Origin of the sequence: Phytopseudomonas daroniae (assembly GCF_004327285.1) — a bacterium.
GTDB lineage: Bacteria > Pseudomonadota > Gammaproteobacteria > Pseudomonadales > Pseudomonadaceae > Aquipseudomonas > Aquipseudomonas daroniae.
The window spans coordinates 14,888-31,056 of the sequence record NZ_QJUI01000035.1 but is presented as its reverse complement, the minus strand read 5'-3'; the positions used below and the strand labels follow the sequence as shown (position 1 = coordinate 31,056).

The 16,169-nt window shown below is 59.6% G+C and carries 14 protein-coding genes; 12 read left to right on the top strand and 2 right to left on the bottom strand.

The genetic code is table 11. The features are described 5' to 3' along the window. Positions 1-206 precede the first annotated feature (206 nt). Both clpA and clpS read right to left on the bottom strand, forming a co-directional pair. On the bottom strand, positions 207-2,477 hold the full coding sequence (clpA, locus tag DNK06_RS24000; RefSeq protein ID WP_131182475.1) for an ATP-dependent Clp protease ATP-binding subunit ClpA: 2,271 nt from the start codon (positions 2,475-2,477) through the stop codon (positions 207-209). Between the two features lie 29 nt (positions 2,478-2,506). Beyond that, positions 2,507-2,869: an ATP-dependent Clp protease adapter ClpS gene (gene clpS / locus DNK06_RS23995; protein ID WP_131182474.1), complete on the bottom strand. Its 363-nt coding sequence runs from the start codon at positions 2,867-2,869 to the stop codon at positions 2,507-2,509. A gap of 222 nt (positions 2,870-3,091) precedes the next feature. On the opposite strand from clpS, the gene cspD reads away from it, so the two are divergent. The 12 genes from cspD (at position 3,092) to DNK06_RS23935 (ending at position 16,163) form a co-directional block, all read left to right on the top strand. Next, positions 3,092-3,358: a cold shock domain-containing protein CspD gene (gene cspD / locus DNK06_RS23990; protein ID WP_131182473.1), complete on the top strand. Its 267-nt coding sequence runs from the start codon at positions 3,092-3,094 to the stop codon at positions 3,356-3,358. A gap of 506 nt (positions 3,359-3,864) precedes the next feature. Beyond that, complete coding sequence (locus tag DNK06_RS23985) at positions 3,865-6,093, top strand: NADP-dependent isocitrate dehydrogenase (RefSeq protein WP_131182472.1); 2,229 nt, start codon at positions 3,865-3,867, stop codon at positions 6,091-6,093. Positions 6,094-6,169: 76 nt separating this feature from the next. After that, the gene (locus DNK06_RS23980) at positions 6,170-6,616 is read left to right on the top strand and encodes an NUDIX hydrolase (protein ID WP_131182471.1); all 447 of its coding nucleotides are present in this window, start codon (positions 6,170-6,172) and stop codon (positions 6,614-6,616) included. 96 nt (positions 6,617-6,712) lie between these two features. After that, on the top strand, positions 6,713-7,828 hold the full coding sequence (gene mnmA, locus DNK06_RS23975) for a tRNA 2-thiouridine(34) synthase MnmA (RefSeq protein WP_131182470.1): 1,116 nt from the start codon (positions 6,713-6,715) through the stop codon (positions 7,826-7,828). Beyond that, positions 7,825-8,445 carry a high frequency lysogenization protein HflD gene (gene hflD, locus DNK06_RS23970; RefSeq protein WP_131182469.1) on the top strand — a complete coding sequence of 207 codons (621 nt, stop codon included), beginning with the start codon at positions 7,825-7,827 and terminating at the stop codon, positions 8,443-8,445. Before mnmA ends, hflD begins: the two co-directional genes overlap by 4 nt. A 123-nt stretch (positions 8,446-8,568) precedes the next feature. After that, positions 8,569-9,939, top strand: coding sequence for an adenylosuccinate lyase (gene purB, locus DNK06_RS23965; RefSeq protein WP_131182468.1), 1,371 nt, complete (start codon positions 8,569-8,571; stop codon positions 9,937-9,939). 80 nt (positions 9,940-10,019) lie between these two features. After that, positions 10,020-11,186: a ribosomal protein uL16 3-hydroxylase gene (locus DNK06_RS23960; RefSeq protein WP_131182467.1), complete on the top strand. Its 1,167-nt coding sequence runs from the start codon at positions 10,020-10,022 to the stop codon at positions 11,184-11,186. Next, positions 11,179-11,604: a GNAT family N-acetyltransferase gene (locus DNK06_RS23955; protein WP_131182466.1), complete on the top strand. Its 426-nt coding sequence runs from the start codon at positions 11,179-11,181 to the stop codon at positions 11,602-11,604. The genes DNK06_RS23960 and DNK06_RS23955 overlap by 8 nt, the downstream gene beginning before the upstream one ends. A 49-nt stretch (positions 11,605-11,653) precedes the next feature. Next, the gene (locus DNK06_RS23950; protein ID WP_131182465.1) at positions 11,654-12,274 is read left to right on the top strand and encodes a DUF7931 domain-containing protein; all 621 of its coding nucleotides are present in this window, start codon (positions 11,654-11,656) and stop codon (positions 12,272-12,274) included. Next, positions 12,271-13,077 (top strand): secretin N-terminal domain-containing protein, encoded by an 807-nt coding sequence (locus DNK06_RS23945; protein ID WP_131182464.1) that lies wholly within the window; start codon positions 12,271-12,273, stop codon positions 13,075-13,077. The genes DNK06_RS23950 and DNK06_RS23945 overlap by 4 nt, the downstream gene beginning before the upstream one ends. A gap of 620 nt (positions 13,078-13,697) precedes the next feature. Then, on the top strand, positions 13,698-15,293 hold the full coding sequence (locus DNK06_RS23940; RefSeq protein ID WP_131182463.1) for an isocitrate lyase: 1,596 nt from the start codon (positions 13,698-13,700) through the stop codon (positions 15,291-15,293). A 456-nt stretch (positions 15,294-15,749) separates the two neighbouring features. Further along, positions 15,750-16,163, top strand: a complete 414-nt coding sequence (locus DNK06_RS23935; protein ID WP_131182462.1) for an NADH-quinone oxidoreductase subunit A — start codon at positions 15,750-15,752, stop codon at positions 16,161-16,163. Positions 16,164-16,169: the final 6 nt, after the last annotated feature.

The following is a 16,169-nucleotide window of genomic DNA, read 5'->3' as shown; positions in this document are numbered from 1 at the left end:
GATTGAGTTCGGCGGTCTGCCGGAGTGCTTGCTGGATGGACATAAAAAAACAGGCTCATGGAAATCCAGGAGCCTGTTTCTATTACCGCAGCCTCGGAGTCAATGCCTTAACTGACTGGCATTAGGCATCTGCCGGGCGTTTTCGTTTCCGTCGTTGCCGCAATCATCGGGCAACTGGCGGACTCAGTGAGTCCGCCTTGGTCGCCTCAGGCCATTTCCGCCGCTGTCTCGAAATCGAACGTCAGTTCGCCATTCTCGAGATTCACGTGGACGGTGCCGCCATGCTCGGACAGCTCGCCGAAGAGGATTTCCTCCGCCAGCGGGCGCTTGATCCGATCCTGGATGAGGCGCGACATCGGTCGCGCACCCATTTGCACGTCATAGCCCTGCTCCGCCAGCCAGTCCCGTGCAGCGTTGCTGACCTCAAGCATGACCCGCTTGTCCTCGAGCTGCGCCTGCAACTCGATGAGAAACTTGTCGACGATGCTCTTGATCGTTTCGTGGCTGAGTCGACCGAACTGGATGATGGTATCCAGACGGTTGCGGAACTCCGGCGTGAAGCTCTTCTTGATCACTTCCATGGCATCGGACGAGTGATCCTGATAAGTGAAACCGATCGACGCCCGGGCCGCTGTTTCGGCACCAGCGTTGGTGGTCATGATCAGGATGACATTGCGGAAATCCGCCTTGCGTCCGTTGTTGTCGGTCAGGGTGCCGTGATCCATCACCTGCAGTAGCAGGTTGAAGACTTCCGGGTGGGCCTTTTCGATTTCGTCGAGCAGCAGCACGCAATGCGGCTGTTTGGTGATGGCCTCGGTCAGCAGACCGCCCTGATCAAAGCCGACATAACCAGGTGGCGCACCAATCAGGCGGGATACGGTGTGCCGCTCCATGTACTCGGACATGTCGAAGCGCACCAGCTCCACACCCAGCGCCTTGGATAGCTGACGAGCGGCTTCGGTCTTGCCGACGCCAGTCGGGCCGGCGAACAGGAACGAGCCAACCGGCTTGTCCGGTGCCTTGAGGCCCGCACGAGACAGCTTGATGGCCGTAGCCAGCGAGTCGATGGCGGCATCCTGGCCGAATACTGTCAGCTTCAGGTCGCGCTCCAGGTTGCGCAACAATTCCTTGTCGGAACTGCTGACGTGCTTCGGAGGAATCCGCGCGATCTTGGCGACGATGTCTTCGACCTGAGGCACATCAATGCGCTTGAGGCGCTTGTCCTGCGGCTGCAGGCGCTGATAGGCACCCGCTTCGTCGATCACATCGATGGCCTTGTCAGGCATGTGACGGTCATTGATGTAGCGCGATGCAAGCTCGGCAGCAGCACGCAATGCCTCATCGCTGTACTCGATATCATGGTGCTGCTCGAAACGCCCCTTGAGCCCCCTGAGGATGCCAATGGTGTCCTCCACCGAAGGCTCGGCCACATCGACCTTCTGGAAGCGGCGCGCCAGGGCACGATCCTTCTCGAAGATGCCGCGGAACTCCTGGAAGGTGGTGGAGCCAATGCAGCGGATCTCGCCAGACGAAAGCGCCGGCTTGAGCAGATTGGAGGCATCCATCACACCGCCGGACGCCGCACCGGCACCAATGATGGTGTGGATTTCGTCGATGAAGAGGATCGCATGGGGACGCTTGCGCAACTCGGTCAGCAACGCCTTGAGGCGCTTCTCGAAGTCACCGCGGTACTTGGTGCCTGCCAGCAATGCCCCCAGGTCGAGGGAGTAGACCACGCTGTCGGCGAGCAGATCCGGTACCTGGTTGTCGACGATACGCTTGGCCAGACCTTCGGCGATGGCGGTCTTGCCCACGCCAGCCTCGCCGACCAGCAATGGGTTGTTCTTGCGGCGCCGGGCGAGAATCTGTGCCACGCGTTCGACTTCGTGCTCGCGGCCAACCAGTGGATCGATGCGCCCTTGGCGGGCCAGTTCGTTCAGATTGCTGGCGTAGGCGTCCAGCGGATTGCCTGACGACGAGGATTCGCCACCCTCGTCATCCTGCATTTCCTGCTCGGCTTCCGGAGACGCACCCTGCCCCGGCACCTTGGAAATACCGTGGGCGATGAAATTGACCACGTCGATGCGTGCCACGCTCTGCTGCTTGAGCAGAAACACGGCCTGGCTTTCCTGCTCGCTGAAGATCGCGACCAGCACGTTGGCGCCGGTCACTTCGCGCTTGCCGGAGCTTTGCACATGGAACACCGCGCGCTGCAGTACGCGCTGGAAACCCAGCGTAGGCTGGGTTTCGCGCTCTTCGTCATGCTGCGGAATCAGCGGGGTCGTCGAATCGATGAATTCCTGCAGATCGTTGCGCAGCTTGTCCAGGCTGGCACCGCATGCGCGCAACACACTGGCTGCTGCTTCGTTATCCAGAAGAGCCAGCAGGAGGTGCTCCACCGTCATGAATTCATGACGCTTGGCGCGTGCCTCCTTGAAGGCAAGGTTGAGGGTGACTTCGAGCTCTCGATTTAACATAGCTTCACCTCATGCCCAAGCGGCCGGCGTTAACCGTCCTTCTCGATTTCACAGAGTAATGGATGCTGGCTTTCCCGCGCGTATTGATTGACCTGTGTAGCCTTGGTCTCGGCGATGTCGCGGGTATAGAGACCACAAACGGCGCTACCTTCGGTATGCACTGTCAGCATGATCTTGGTCGCCACCTCGCGATTGAGGTTGAAGAACGTCTCAAGTATCTCGACCACGAAATCCATGGGGGTGTAGTCATCATTGAACAAGATCACCTTATAGAGCGGAGGCGCCTGCAATGCCGGCTTGGATTCCTCGACGGCAAGTCCCGAAGAGTCGTCCTCATGCGGTGCGGGTCGATCCTGATTGAATGTTAGTCGAATCTGGCTACTTGCATGCATGCTGGATTAAAAGGTTCGTGGGTGAATGGAAGCGGGTAGCAGAGAATATGACCCGTTTATCGTTGCTTCGTGCGTTGCCTTGACTATCGGCAAAAGGGTGTTACAACCAAAGGATACCCCTACGGGGTCAAAGGGCTTGCGCTCGCATGAGCAATCTTACGAACGCGGGATCTAATGTGGATGATACTCCAGCAATGGGGTTCCTTGCAGAGGGATATCAGCATGCTAAGTGGTAAGGTCAAGTGGTTCAACAACGCCAAGGGCTATGGGTTCATCCTGGCCGACGGCCGAGATGAGGACCTGTTCGCCCATTATTCGGCCATCCAGATGGACGGGTACAAAACCCTGAAAGCCGGACAAGCCGTAAGCTTCGATATTATTCAGGGCCCCAAAGGCCTCCATGCCGTGAATATCAGCGCAGCCCAGGCGACCTCCGAGGTCGCTGCCACCGCCACCAGTAGAGTGCGCGGGGAGCCGGTCGAGGTCTGACCTCTTAATCTGCATCTTAAAGGCCGGTCTCACGACCGGCTTTTTCGTTTCCGCTTCCGTTGTCGGGGTATGCGGGGGCTCTTCCTAGACATTGGTCGAATTGACCCTCGAACCGCGTAAAATACGCGGCCTACCTTCTCATACGCGCCTGCATTGCGACCAATCTGCGCTCCGAATAGGCCTATCCAGAGGTTTATCCAGGGTGCCTGAGCGCCTCGTTCAGTATGGCCGCGAGCAACTTGGTCACTGCCATAGTCCGCTGGTTTGATATACTCGGGCGCTGACTGAGTAGTCATAAAGGCGCATTCGCCTGGAGTACGGCTTCCAGCACTTGTCGTGCCGACCTTTAGAGGCGATCCGCTATCGCCATCGGTCGATTGCGACACCCAACATCATCGGGATGGAACTTCGAATTCACATCATTGATGCCGCGCTGTGGCCAGAAGCCACCTCACCCGGATCAGTGCCTTGTGCAAAAGTTCAGCAAAAAGAGAGTTAAATCAAATATGACCACACGCTCGAAGATTATCTACACCCTCACCGACGAAGCTCCTGCGCTCGCGACCTACTCCCTGCTCCCCGTCGTCAAAGCCTTTACCGCCTCCTCGGATATCGCCGTCGAAACCCGCGATATCTCATTGGCCGGCCGTATCCTGGCTCTCTTCCCCGAGTTTCTGACCGATGCTCAGAAACAGGGTGATCATCTGGCCGAGCTGGGCGCACTGGCCACCACGCCAGAAGCCAACATCATCAAATTGCCGAACATCAGTGCCTCGGTTCCGCAACTGAAGGCCGCGATCAAGGAGTTGCAGAGCCAGGGTTACGCCCTGCCCGACTATCCGGATAGCGGCGACAGCGACGAAGCGCGCGACATCCGCAGCCGCTACGACAAGGTCAAGGGCAGCGCCGTGAACCCGGTACTGCGCGAAGGCAACTCTGACCGCCGCGCACCGCTGTCGGTCAAGAACTACGCCCGCAAGCACCCGCACAAGATGGGCGCCTGGAGCGCTGACTCCAAGTCTCACGTGGCTCACATGAGCAGCGGCGATTTCTACGGCAGCGAAAAGGCTGCGCTGATCGATGCCAATGGCAGCGTGAAGATCGAGCTGCTTGCCGCCGACGGCAGCACTACCGTACTGAAAGAGAAAACCTCCGTTCTGGCCAACGAAGTCCTGGATTGCTCGGTTCTGAGCAAGAAGGCGCTGCGCAGCTTCATCGCTGCCGAAATCGAAGACGCCAAGAAGCAGGGCGTGCTGTTCTCGGTTCACCTGAAAGCCACCATGATGAAGGTCTCCGACCCAATCATCTTCGGCCAGATCGTTGCCGAGTTCTACAAGTCGGCCCTGGAGAAGCACGCTGCTGCACTGCAGGAAGCGGGCTTCAACCTGAACAACGGCATTGGCGACCTGTACTCCAGCATCAAAAAACTGCCAGCCGACAAGCAGGCAGAGATCGAAGCCGATATCAATGCTGTCTATGCCGAGCGCCCGGCGCTGGCCATGGTCAACTCCGACAAGGGCATCACCAACCTGCACGTGCCGAGCGACGTTATCGTCGACGCCTCGATGCCGGCGATGATTCGTGATTCGGGCAAGATGTGGAACGCCGCTGGCGAGCTGCAAGATGCCAAGGCCGTGATCCCGGATCGTTGCTACGCCAGCATCTACCAGGCCGTGATCGAGGACTGCAAGGCCAATGGCGCCTTCGACCCGACCACCATGGGCAGCGTACCGAACGTTGGCCTGATGGCGCAGAAAGCCGAAGAGTACGGCTCCCACGACAAGACCTTCCAGATCCAGGCCAACGGCGTGGTTCGCGTGGTCGACAGCAACGGCCAGGTGCTGATGCAGCAGGACGTGGAAGAAGGCGATATCTGGCGCATGTGCCAGGCCAAGGACGCGCCGATCCAGGATTGGGTCAAGCTCGCCGTCAACCGCGCCCGCCTGAGCAACACCCCCGCCGTGTTCTGGCTGGATCCGGCTCGCGCCCACGACGCCGTGATGATCGAGAAGGTACAGAAATACCTGAAGGATCACGACACCAGTGGTCTGGACATCCGCGTGCTGTCGCCGGTCGAAGCCATCAAGTTCTCCCTGGCGCGCATCCGTGAAGGCAAGGACACCATCTCGGTGACCGGCAACGTACTGCGCGACTACCTGACCGACCTGTTCCCGATCATGGAGCTGGGCACTAGCGCCAAGATGCTGTCGATCGTTCCGCTGATGAGCGGCGGCGGTCTGTTCGAAACCGGTGCTGGCGGCTCCGCGCCCAAGCACGTACAGCAACTGGTCGAGGAAAACTTCCTGCGCTGGGATTCCCTGGGTGAGTTCCTGGCTCTGGCCGCTTCTCTGGAGCATCTGGGCAACACCTACGACAACCCCAAGGCGTTGGTGCTCAGCAAGACCCTGGATGAGGCTACCGGCCAATTCCTCGACAACGACAAGTCGCCGGCACGCAAGGTTGGTGGTATCGACAACCGTGGCAGCCACTTCTACCTGGCGCTGTACTGGGCTCAGGCTCTGGCGGCACAGAACGAAGACGCGGCGCTGCAAGCGCAGTTCGCCCCGCTGGCCAAGGCCCTGAGCGACAACGAAGCCAAGATCGTTGCCGAGCTGGGTGCAGTACAGGGCAAGCCGGCTGACATCGGCGGCTACTATGCACCTGACAAGGCACTGACCGAAAAAGTCATGCGCCCGAGCGATACCCTCAACACTGTTCTGGCCTCGCTGGTCTGAGTAATGTGCTGATGTAACGCCAACGACCCCGGCCTAGCGCCGGGGTTGTTGTTTTCAGCCCTGAAAAGGAGCCTTTATGGATTGGTACGCACACGTCACCGTTGCGACGATAGTCGAGCACAACGGGCGCTTTCTGTTCGTCGAAGAACTCAAGGGCGGCCGCCTGGTGCTCAACCAGCCCGCCGGCCATCTGGAGCCCCGGGAAAGTCTGCAGCAGGCCGCTGTACGCGAAACCCTGGAAGAAACCGGCTGCGATGTCGAGCTGACCGGCGTTACCGGTATCTACCTGTATACGGCGCCCAGCAATGGCGTGACCTATCAACGCATCTGCTTCACCGCCAACCTGCTCAGGCATGATCCCGAACGCGCGCTGGATACCGACATCAGCGGCATCCGCTGGCTGACTCATGCAGAATTGCAAGCCGAATCCGATCACCTGCGCAGTGAGCTGGTAATGCGCTGCCTGGACGATTACCTCAGCGGCGAGCGCTTTCCGCTCAGTATCATCCGCGCCCCCATGTAAACGAAGCTTGATAATGCCTATCAACGTGGCTGCGCTGAAACGTCGTGCGCATCCTGTTAGAATCCCGCCCCTTTGAAGCCCGTATCGATCCTGACCATGCAAGATCCAGCCACTCAACGCGTCATCGTCGGCATGTCTGGCGGCGTCGACTCCTCCGTATCGGCCCTGCTATTGCTCGAACAGGGCTATCAGGTCGAAGGCCTGTTCATGAAGAACTGGGACGAGGACGACGGCACCGAATACTGCACCGCCATGGACGACCTGGCGGACGCTCAGGCCGTGTGCGACCGCATCGGCATCAAGCTGCATACCGCCAACTTCGCCGCCGAGTACTGGGACAACGTGTTCGAGCACTTTCTGGCCGAATACAAGGCCGGTCGCACGCCGAACCCGGACATCCTGTGCAACCGCGAAATCAAGTTCAAGGCGTTCCTCGACTACGCCCTGATGCTTGGCGCCGACCTGATTGCCACCGGCCACTATGTGCGTCGCCGCGATATCGACGGACGTAGCGAGCTGCTCAAGGGCCTTGACCCGAACAAGGATCAGAGCTACTTCCTGCATGCCGTTGGCGGTGAACAAATTGGCAAGACGCTGTTTCCTGTCGGCGAGCTGGAAAAGCCCCAGGTGCGCGCGATTGCCGAGAAATACGAGTTGGCCACCGCGAAGAAGAAAGACTCGACAGGCATCTGCTTTATTGGCGAGCGCCGTTTCAGCGATTTTCTCAAGCAGTATCTGCCAGCTCAGCCAGGCGATATCGAAACCACCGAGGGCGATGTCATCGGTCGCCACCACGGTCTGATGTACCACACCATCGGTCAGCGCCAGGGGTTGGGCATCGGCGGCCTGAAAGACGCCAGCGACGAGCCCTGGTACGTGCTGCACAAGGATCTGACTCGCAACGTGCTGGTGGTCGGTCAGGGCAACGAGCACCCGTGGCTGTTCTCCCGCGCCCTGAACACGTCGCAGATCTACTGGGTCAACCCCGTCGAACTGGACACACCGCGCCGACTGACCGCCAAGGTTCGCTACCGCCAGGCGGATCAGACCTGCACGCTGGAGCGCAGCGCTGATGGCTACCGTGCCACGTTCGACCAGCCGCAACGCGCCGTCACGCCCGGCCAGTCCGTGGTGTTCTACGATGGCGATATCTGTCTTGGCGGTGGCGTGATCGAAAGCGCCGAGCCCTGGAGCGAGGGTGCCCCGCGATGAATTCGATACAGGAACAACTGATCGCCCTTGGCGCCGTATTTCAAGCTGCGGTGATGGTCGACAAGATTGCCAAGACCGGCCAGGCCGCCGAAAGCGAAGTGACATGCCTCATCGGCAGCCTGCTGGTGCGTGATTCCAAGGGCACCCTGGATGTGTTCGGTGGTGATGACCTCAATCTGCGCGAGGGTTACCGCGCCCTGGTCAGCGCTCTGGAGCGCGACCCTACCAGCCTGCAGCGCGAGCCGCTGCGCTATGCCCTGGCCCTGCTGGGCCTGGAGCGGCAACTCGACAAGCGCGGAGACCTCTTGCAACTGATGGGCAGCCGCCTGGATCAGATCCAGAGCCAGGCCGAACACTTCGGGATCGGCCACGAGAACGTGGTGTCTTCATGCGGTGCGCTGTATCAGGACACCATCAGCACCTTCCGGCAGCGTATTCAGGTACAGGGCGACAGCCGCTTCCTGCAGCAGCCGGGCAATGCCTCGAAAATTCGCGCCCTGCTGCTCGCGGGCATCCGCTCGGGGCGCCTGTGGCGGCAACTGGGCGGGCATCGCTGGCAGTTGGTGTTCAGTCGCCGCAAATTGCTGCGAGAGCTTTACCCGATGCTGCGCAGTTAATCTGCGCTACTTCTCTGATGTGCATCTCGTTCATCGAATGACCTAGGGGCGCCGCCGATGGCTGCCCTAATTCGTGTATGATGTGCGCCCTTTTCAACGCCCGACTGTCCGAGAACGCCTCCCATGCAGCTTTCCTCGCTCACCGCGGTTTCGCCCGTAGATGGCCGCTATGCCGGCAAAACCAGCGCCCTGCGCCCCATTTTCAGCGAATATGGCCTGATTCGTTTCCGTGTTCAGGTCGAAGTCCGCTGGCTGCAGCGCCTCGCTGCCCATGAAGGTGTAAGCGAAGTCGCGCCCTTCTCCGCCGAAGCCAATGCGCTGCTCAACGAGCTGGCCGAGAACTTCGCGGTGGAGCACGCCGAGCGCGTCAAGGAAATCGAGCGCACCACCAACCACGACGTCAAAGCCGTGGAGTACCTGCTCAAGGAACAGGCCGCCAAGCTGCCAGAGCTGGACAAGGTCAGTGAATTCATCCATTTCGCCTGCACCAGCGAGGACATCAACAACCTGTCCCACGCCCTGATGCTGCGCGAAGGCCGCGACAACGTGCTGCTGCCGCTGATGCGCCAGATCGCCGCTGCAATCCGCGAACTATCGGTGAAATTCGCCGACGTGCCGATGCTGTCGCGCACCCACGGTCAGCCAGCCTCGCCGACCACCCTGGGCAAGGAGCTGGCCAACGTCGTCTACCGCCTGGAGCGGCAGGTCACCCAAGTCGCCGCCGTACCGCTGCTCGGCAAGATCAATGGTGCCGTGGGCAACTACAACGCCCACCTGTCCGCCTATCCGCAGATCGACTGGGAAGCCAACGCCCGTCAGTTCATCGAGAGCGATCTGGGCCTGCAGTGGAACCCCTACACCACGCAGATCGAACCTCACGACTACATCGCCGAGCTGTTCGATGCCATCGCCCGTTTCAACACCATCCTCATCGACTTCGATCGCGACGTCTGGGGCTACATCTCCCTCGGCTACTTCAAGCAGAAGACCGTGGCTGGCGAGATCGGCTCCTCGACCATGCCGCACAAGGTCAACCCGATCGACTTCGAGAACTCCGAAGGCAACCTGGGGATCGCCAACGCACTGTTCCAGCACCTGGCCAGCAAGCTGCCTATTTCCCGCTGGCAGCGCGACCTGACCGACTCCACCGTGCTGCGCAACCTCGGTGTCGGCTTCGCTCACAGCGTGATCGCTTACGAAGCAAGCCTCAAGGGAATCAGTAAGTTGGAGCTCAATACTCAACGTATTGCTGAAGACTTGAACGCCTGCTGGGAAGTGCTCGCCGAACCGATCCAGACGGTGATGCGTCGCTACGCCATCGAGAATCCCTACGAGAAACTCAAGGAGCTCACGCGTGGCAAGGGCATCACGCCAGAAGCGCTGCTGGCCTTCATCGACGGCCTGGATATGCCATTGCAAACCAAGGAAGAGCTCAAGCAGCTCACTCCGGCCAACTACATCGGCAACGCGGTGGCCCAGGCCAAACGCATCTAAGCTGTCTTCAGTCTCAAGGACGCCCGGCTGAAGCCGGGCGTTTCTTTTTATACGCATCAATAAATATCAAGGACTTACAGATGAATCCTGATGCTCCTCTTCAGCTATTGGGTGGCCTGAGCGCACGCGAATTCCTGCGTGATTACTGGCAGAAGAAGCCCCTGCTGGTGCGCCAGGCCATCCCCGCTTTCGAAAGCCCGATCTCTCCGGACGAACTGGCCGGCCTCGCCCTCGAGGAAGAAGTCGAATCGCGCCTGGTGCTCGAACATGGCGAAACGCCATGGGAAGTGCGCCGCGGCCCCTTCGCCGAGGACGCTTTCTCTCAGTTGCCTGAGCGCGACTGGACGCTGCTGGTACAGGCCGTCGACCAGTTCGTGCCGGATGTTGCCGAATTGCTGGAGCAGTTCAAGTTCCTACCCAAATGGCGCATCGACGATGTGATGGTCAGCTTTGCCGCCCCCGGCGGCGGCGTTGGCCCGCACTACGACAATTACGACGTATTTCTCCTGCAGGGCCATGGCCGCCGCCGCTGGCAGATTGGCCAGATGTGCGACTCGCAAAGCCCCCTGCTGCAAGATCTGGATCTGAAGATCCTGGCTCAATTCGATCAAACTGAAGAATGGGTACTCGAGCCCGGCGATATGCTCTATCTGCCGCCGCTCCTGGCCCACTGTGGTACCGCCGAGGACGATTGCATGACTTATTCCGTGGGTTTCCGCGCACCCAGCGCGGCCGAAGTACTGACCCATTTCACCGATTTTCTCGGCCAGTTCCTGCCCGATGAAACGCGCTATAGCGACGCCGGCACTGCGCCTGCCAGCGATCCGCACGAAATCCAGCGCGATGCTCTGGATCGTCTCAAGGCGCTGCTCGCCGAACATATGGGCGACGAGCGCCTGCTGATGACCTGGTTCGGCCAGTTCATGACCGAGCCACGCTACCCGGAACTGATCGCCGGTATCGAGATCGACGAGGATGGTTTCCTCGACCAACTGGAAGACGGCGCGGTACTGATCCGCAACCCCAGCGCACGCATGGCCTGGTCCGAAGTGGGCGAAGACCTGGTGCTGTTCGCCAGTGGCCATAGCCGCCTGCTTTCCGCAGGCCTGCGCGAATTGCTGAAAATGGTCTGCTCGGCCGATGCCCTGCACCTGGAAAACCTCGGCCCATGGCTGGCAAACGACGAAGCGCGTACCCTGCTGCTCGAACTGGCCAAGCAAGGCAGCCTGGAGTTTGCCGATGAATGACCTGCGCGTACGCATCGCCGACTGGCACAAGGATTACGAAGAACTGCGACGCATCCGCGAAACGGTATTCGTCGCCGAACAGGCCGTGCCGCCTGAACTGGAATGGGACGCCGAAGACAGCGATGCCGTGCATTTTCTCGCCTGCGACGGCGACTACCCGATCGGTACCGCGCGCCTGCTGGCCGATGGCCAGATCGGTCGGGTATCGGTACTCAAGGATTGGCGCGGCCTGAAGGTCGGCGAAGCGCTGCTGCAGTCGGTAATCGCCGAGGCGGAGAAACGTGGGCTGAGTCAGCAAATGCTCAGCGCCCAGGTGCAGGCAACGCCGTTCTATGAAAAGCTGGGCTTCACTGTAGTGAGTGAGGAATACCTGGAAGCGGGCATTCCTCACGTCGACATGGTGCGCAGCAGCGGCTGATGATCAGCTGTGGCCTGTGCGACGTTACGCCGGTGCCACAGAGGTCAGCATGAACGATGAACACGCGCCCGACGACACTGAGCTCGACCTGATCGAGTTCGAGTCGCCAGGGCGTTTTGCCCTGCACAACCCCGACAGCCAGCTGCCGCAACCCGCCGCCTGGGAGCCGGCGCCCTACGTGCTGGGCAGTGAGCGGGCGCTGCAGCGCTTCAGCCTTCCCGATCAGGCTCGCAGCCATGCCCTGGCCTTGATGCAACAGGCCTGCCGCACGCTGTGCCTTTACAGCCCTGACCTCGAACCCTGGCTCTACCACCACAGCAGCATCCAGGAAGCGTGTACGCGCTTCCTGCTGAGCCATCGCAATAGCCGGCTACGCATTCTGCTGCGTGATAGCGGCCGCGCGGTTCGCGACGGGCATCGGCTGATCGCGTTATCGCGCAGACTGTCCAGCCACGTACAGATGCGCCGCTGCCATCCGGATTACCCTTTTCCCGAAGGCGCCTTTCTGCTGGCTGACGATCAAGGTCTGTTGATGCGCCCTGAGCCGGATCAATTCGCCGGGTATGCGAAATACCAGGATCCGGCCCGTGTTCGCCAATTGCAGCGGTTATTCGATCAAACCTGGGAGACCAGCATCCTTGATCCTGATTTGCGGAGTTTTCTGCTATGAAACGGTATTTTCTCAGCGCTGCCCTGCTCGCTTTCAGCCTGTCGGCGGTGGCTGCCACCGAAGTCATCCCGCTCAACTACCGAACCGCTGGCGACCTGCTGCCCGTGGTGCAGTCGGCATTAGGTAACGAGGGGCGCGTCAGCGCCTATGGCAACCAGCTCATCGTCAACGCGCCGGCGGCCAAGATCGAGGAAATCCGCGCCCTGCTCGGCCAACTCGATACTCAGCCGAGGCGCTTGCTGATCAGCGTCGACACCAGTGAGTCCACTTATCGCGATGACCGGGGTTACGGCGTGGATGGCAGCATCAGCGCCGGCAATGGTCGCGTGGAGATTGGCCGTGGCGAAGTCAATGGCCGCGATCAGGCGCGCATCATCCGCCGTAGTACCGACAGCCGTGGCGGCGGCACTCAGCAGGTGCAGACCAGTGAAGGCTATCCGGCGCTGATTCAGGTCGGCCAGAGCGTACCGGTGACCACCAGCAGTCGCGGGCCCTATGGCCAGGTGTACAACAACACCGAGTATCGCAATGTCACCCAGGGTTTCTACGTCACCGCGAGCCTGGCCGGCGATGTCGTGCACCTGGAGATCAGCAGCAATCGTGACCGTGTCAACCAGACGCAACCTGGTGTGATCGACATCCAGCAGGCCGATACCCGCGTCAGCGGCCGAATCGGCGAATGGATCAGCATTGGTGGCAGCAGTGAACAAAGTCAGGCCGACAGCAGCGGTGTATTGCGTCGCCACTCCACCGAAGGCCGTGAAGATATGAGCATGCGCGTGAAGGTCGACGTAATCGACTGAGAGGCCCGTAAAACGTGACCATACGGTCGACCTAAGACTTATGTAGTAGATCTAAAAAAACACTACAAAAACGATTGACGAACATTTTCGTCGGTCGCATGATGGCCTCGCTCCCGCTAATCAGGGGCTCTGGAAACGGAGCCTCCGGGTCGCATCCTAGCTACCTCAGGATCGATTCGTGTTGTTAGCAGGCTGCTGAACAACTAGCTACGTTGCTGCTGCTTCGTTGGAAACAGGCTCAAAGTGCTCATGTACTGCTCGTACACTCCGCCTTCTCGTCTGCCTCCGCCTCGCATCAGCCGCCTCGCTAACGTTCTTCAACAGCCTGTACGCCCACAAGGCAGCTCGACGAGATGGCGACTGGAACGAGGTTGTCCTGAGGGACGGGGAAGCGTTTCACGTATCGATCAGCACAGTGCCGCGGGCGTCCACGGGCCCATAAGCACATCGACTCGCCTATCCGGCGGGTGGTGCCTGCCGATGCGTTTCGTCCACCCGGCCCAAGTGCCCTCCTCCTTCCGGTTTCCTCTCAACGTCTGCGGTGAGCTCGCTCCGAGCCTTGCGCCTGGACTGCGCGCGACGCTCGGTGCTCGACCAAACACACACTTGAAGGATTGACCATGTCAGCTTACGAAAACGACATCAAAGCCGTTGCCGCCCTGAAAGAAGCTGCTGGCAGCAGCTGGAGCGCCATCAACCCGGAATCCGTCGCTCGCATGCGCGCCCAGAACCGCTTCAAGACCGGCCTGGACGTCGCCAAGTACACCGCAGCCATCATGCGCAAGGACATGGCCGAGTACGACGCCGACTCTTCCGTCTACACCCAGTCTCTCGGTTGCTGGCATGGTTTCATCGGCCAGCAGAAGCTGATTTCCATCAAGAAGCACCTGAAGACCACCAACAAGCGCTACCTCTACCTGTCCGGCTGGATGATCGCCGCGCTGCGCTCCGATTTCGGCCCGCTGCCGGATCAGTCGATGCACGAGAAGACCGCGGTCGCCGCGCTGATCGAAGAGCTCTACACCTTCCTGCGTCAGGCCGACGCTCGCGAACTGGATCAGCTGTTCAGCGCGCTGGACGCCGCACGCGATTCCGGCGACAGGGCCAAGCAGAGCGAAATCCAGGCGCAGATCGACAATTTCGAAACCCACGTGGTGCCGATCATCGCCGACATCGACGCCGGTTTCGGTAACCCCGAGGCCACCTACCTGCTGGCCAAGAAGATGATCGAGGCAGGCGCCTGCTGCATCCAGATCGAAAACCAGGTATCCGACGAAAAACAGTGCGGCCATCAGGATGGCAAGGTCACCGTTCCGCACATCGACTTTCTGGCCAAGATCAACGCGGTGCGCTACGCCTTCCTCGAGTTGGGCGTGGACGACGGCGTGATCGTCGCCCGTACCGACTCCCTGGGTGCCGGCCTGACCAAGCAGATCGCCGTGACCAACGAGCCGGGCGATCTGGGCGATCAGTACAACTCGTTCCTCGACTGCGACGAAATCAGTGCGGCAGAGCTGAAGAACGGCGACGTGGTGATCAACCGCGAAGGCAAGCTGCTGCGACCCAAGCGCCTGCCGTCCAACCTGTTCCAGTTCCGCAAGGGCACGGGTGAAGACCGCTGCGTGCTGGACAGCATCACCTCGCTGCAGAACGGTGCCGACATGATCTGGATCGAAACCGAGAAGCCTCACGTCGGGCAGATCAAGGCCATGGTCGATCGCGTTCGCGAAGTCGTTCCCAACGCCAAGCTGGTCTACAACAACAGCCCGTCGTTCAACTGGACGCTGAGCTTCCGCCAGCAGGTGTTCGATGCGTTCGTCGCCGAAGGCAAGGACGTTTCTGGCTACGACCGCGCCAAGCTGATGAGCGCCGAGTACGATGAAACCGAGCTGGCGCAGGTTGCCGACGAGAAGATCCGCACCTTCCAGCGCGACAGCTCGGCCAACGCCGGTATCTTCCACCACCTCATTACCCTGCCGACCTACCACACCGCGGCCCTATCCACCGACAACCTGGCCAAGGGGTACTTCGCCGATCAGGGCATGCTGGCTTACGTCAAAGGCGTGCAGCGTCAGGAGATCCGCCAGGGCATTGCCTGCGTCAAGCATCAGAATATGGCTGGCTCGGACATTGGTGACAACCACAAGGAGTACTTTGCCGGCGAAGCCGCGCTGAAGGCGGGCGGCAAGGACAACACGATGAACCAGTTCCACTGAGAGCGGCTAACGCACCGCAAGGTGCGTGATTAACTCCTGAGCCCTGGCAGCGATGCCGGGGCTTTTTTATTCCCGCAACTAGTACAAAGAAAAAATTCAATAACCACTGTTTGTTTAAGTGCGCCATAGATGGATAACTAAGCGACAAACAAAGGCTTAAAAGAATAAATTCTCAAATGATAAATATTCCCATTGAAGTGTATTTAATTATTCACTACATTCACCTGACTACTGGCATTTCAAATCCACAGACCATTATAAATCATTGATTCAAAAGGATTTTCATTCCCTGATCGATCAAGGGCAAGCGGCTTAATATTAATTTTTTGCTCTGAAAAATTTACTTACACCAAATACAGGCATAACATTATGTAAATAGATTGCGAGGCGACCTGCGTTGTCTTGCCATAACTTTTAATTACGCGTGAAGCCGTTCCTTGCCTGAGGAGTCCCGGCATGTTGGAAGCAAGCAGTTCCCTGTCCCATAACTGGGCGTTGGCCGTTTTTCTGCTAGGGGTCGCTGGCCTTTGTGCATTCATGATGGGCTTATCCAGCCTGCTGGGTAGCAAGGCATGGGGCCGCAGCAAGAACGAGCCGTTCGAATCAGGCATGCTTCCCACCGGCAGTGCTCGCCTGCGCCTGTCCGCCAAATTCTATCTGGTCGCGATGCTTTTCGTGATCTTCGACGTCGAAGCCCTCTTTCTCTTCGCCTGGGCCATCTCTGTTCGCGAAAGCGGCTGGGCCGGCTTTATCGAAGCAGCCGTTTTCATAAACATTCTGTTGGCAGGTCTTGTCTACCTTTGGCGTATCGGTGCGCTTGATTGGGCACCCGAGGGCCGCAAGGCTCGGCAGGCGAAGCTAAAACAATGAGGCTTT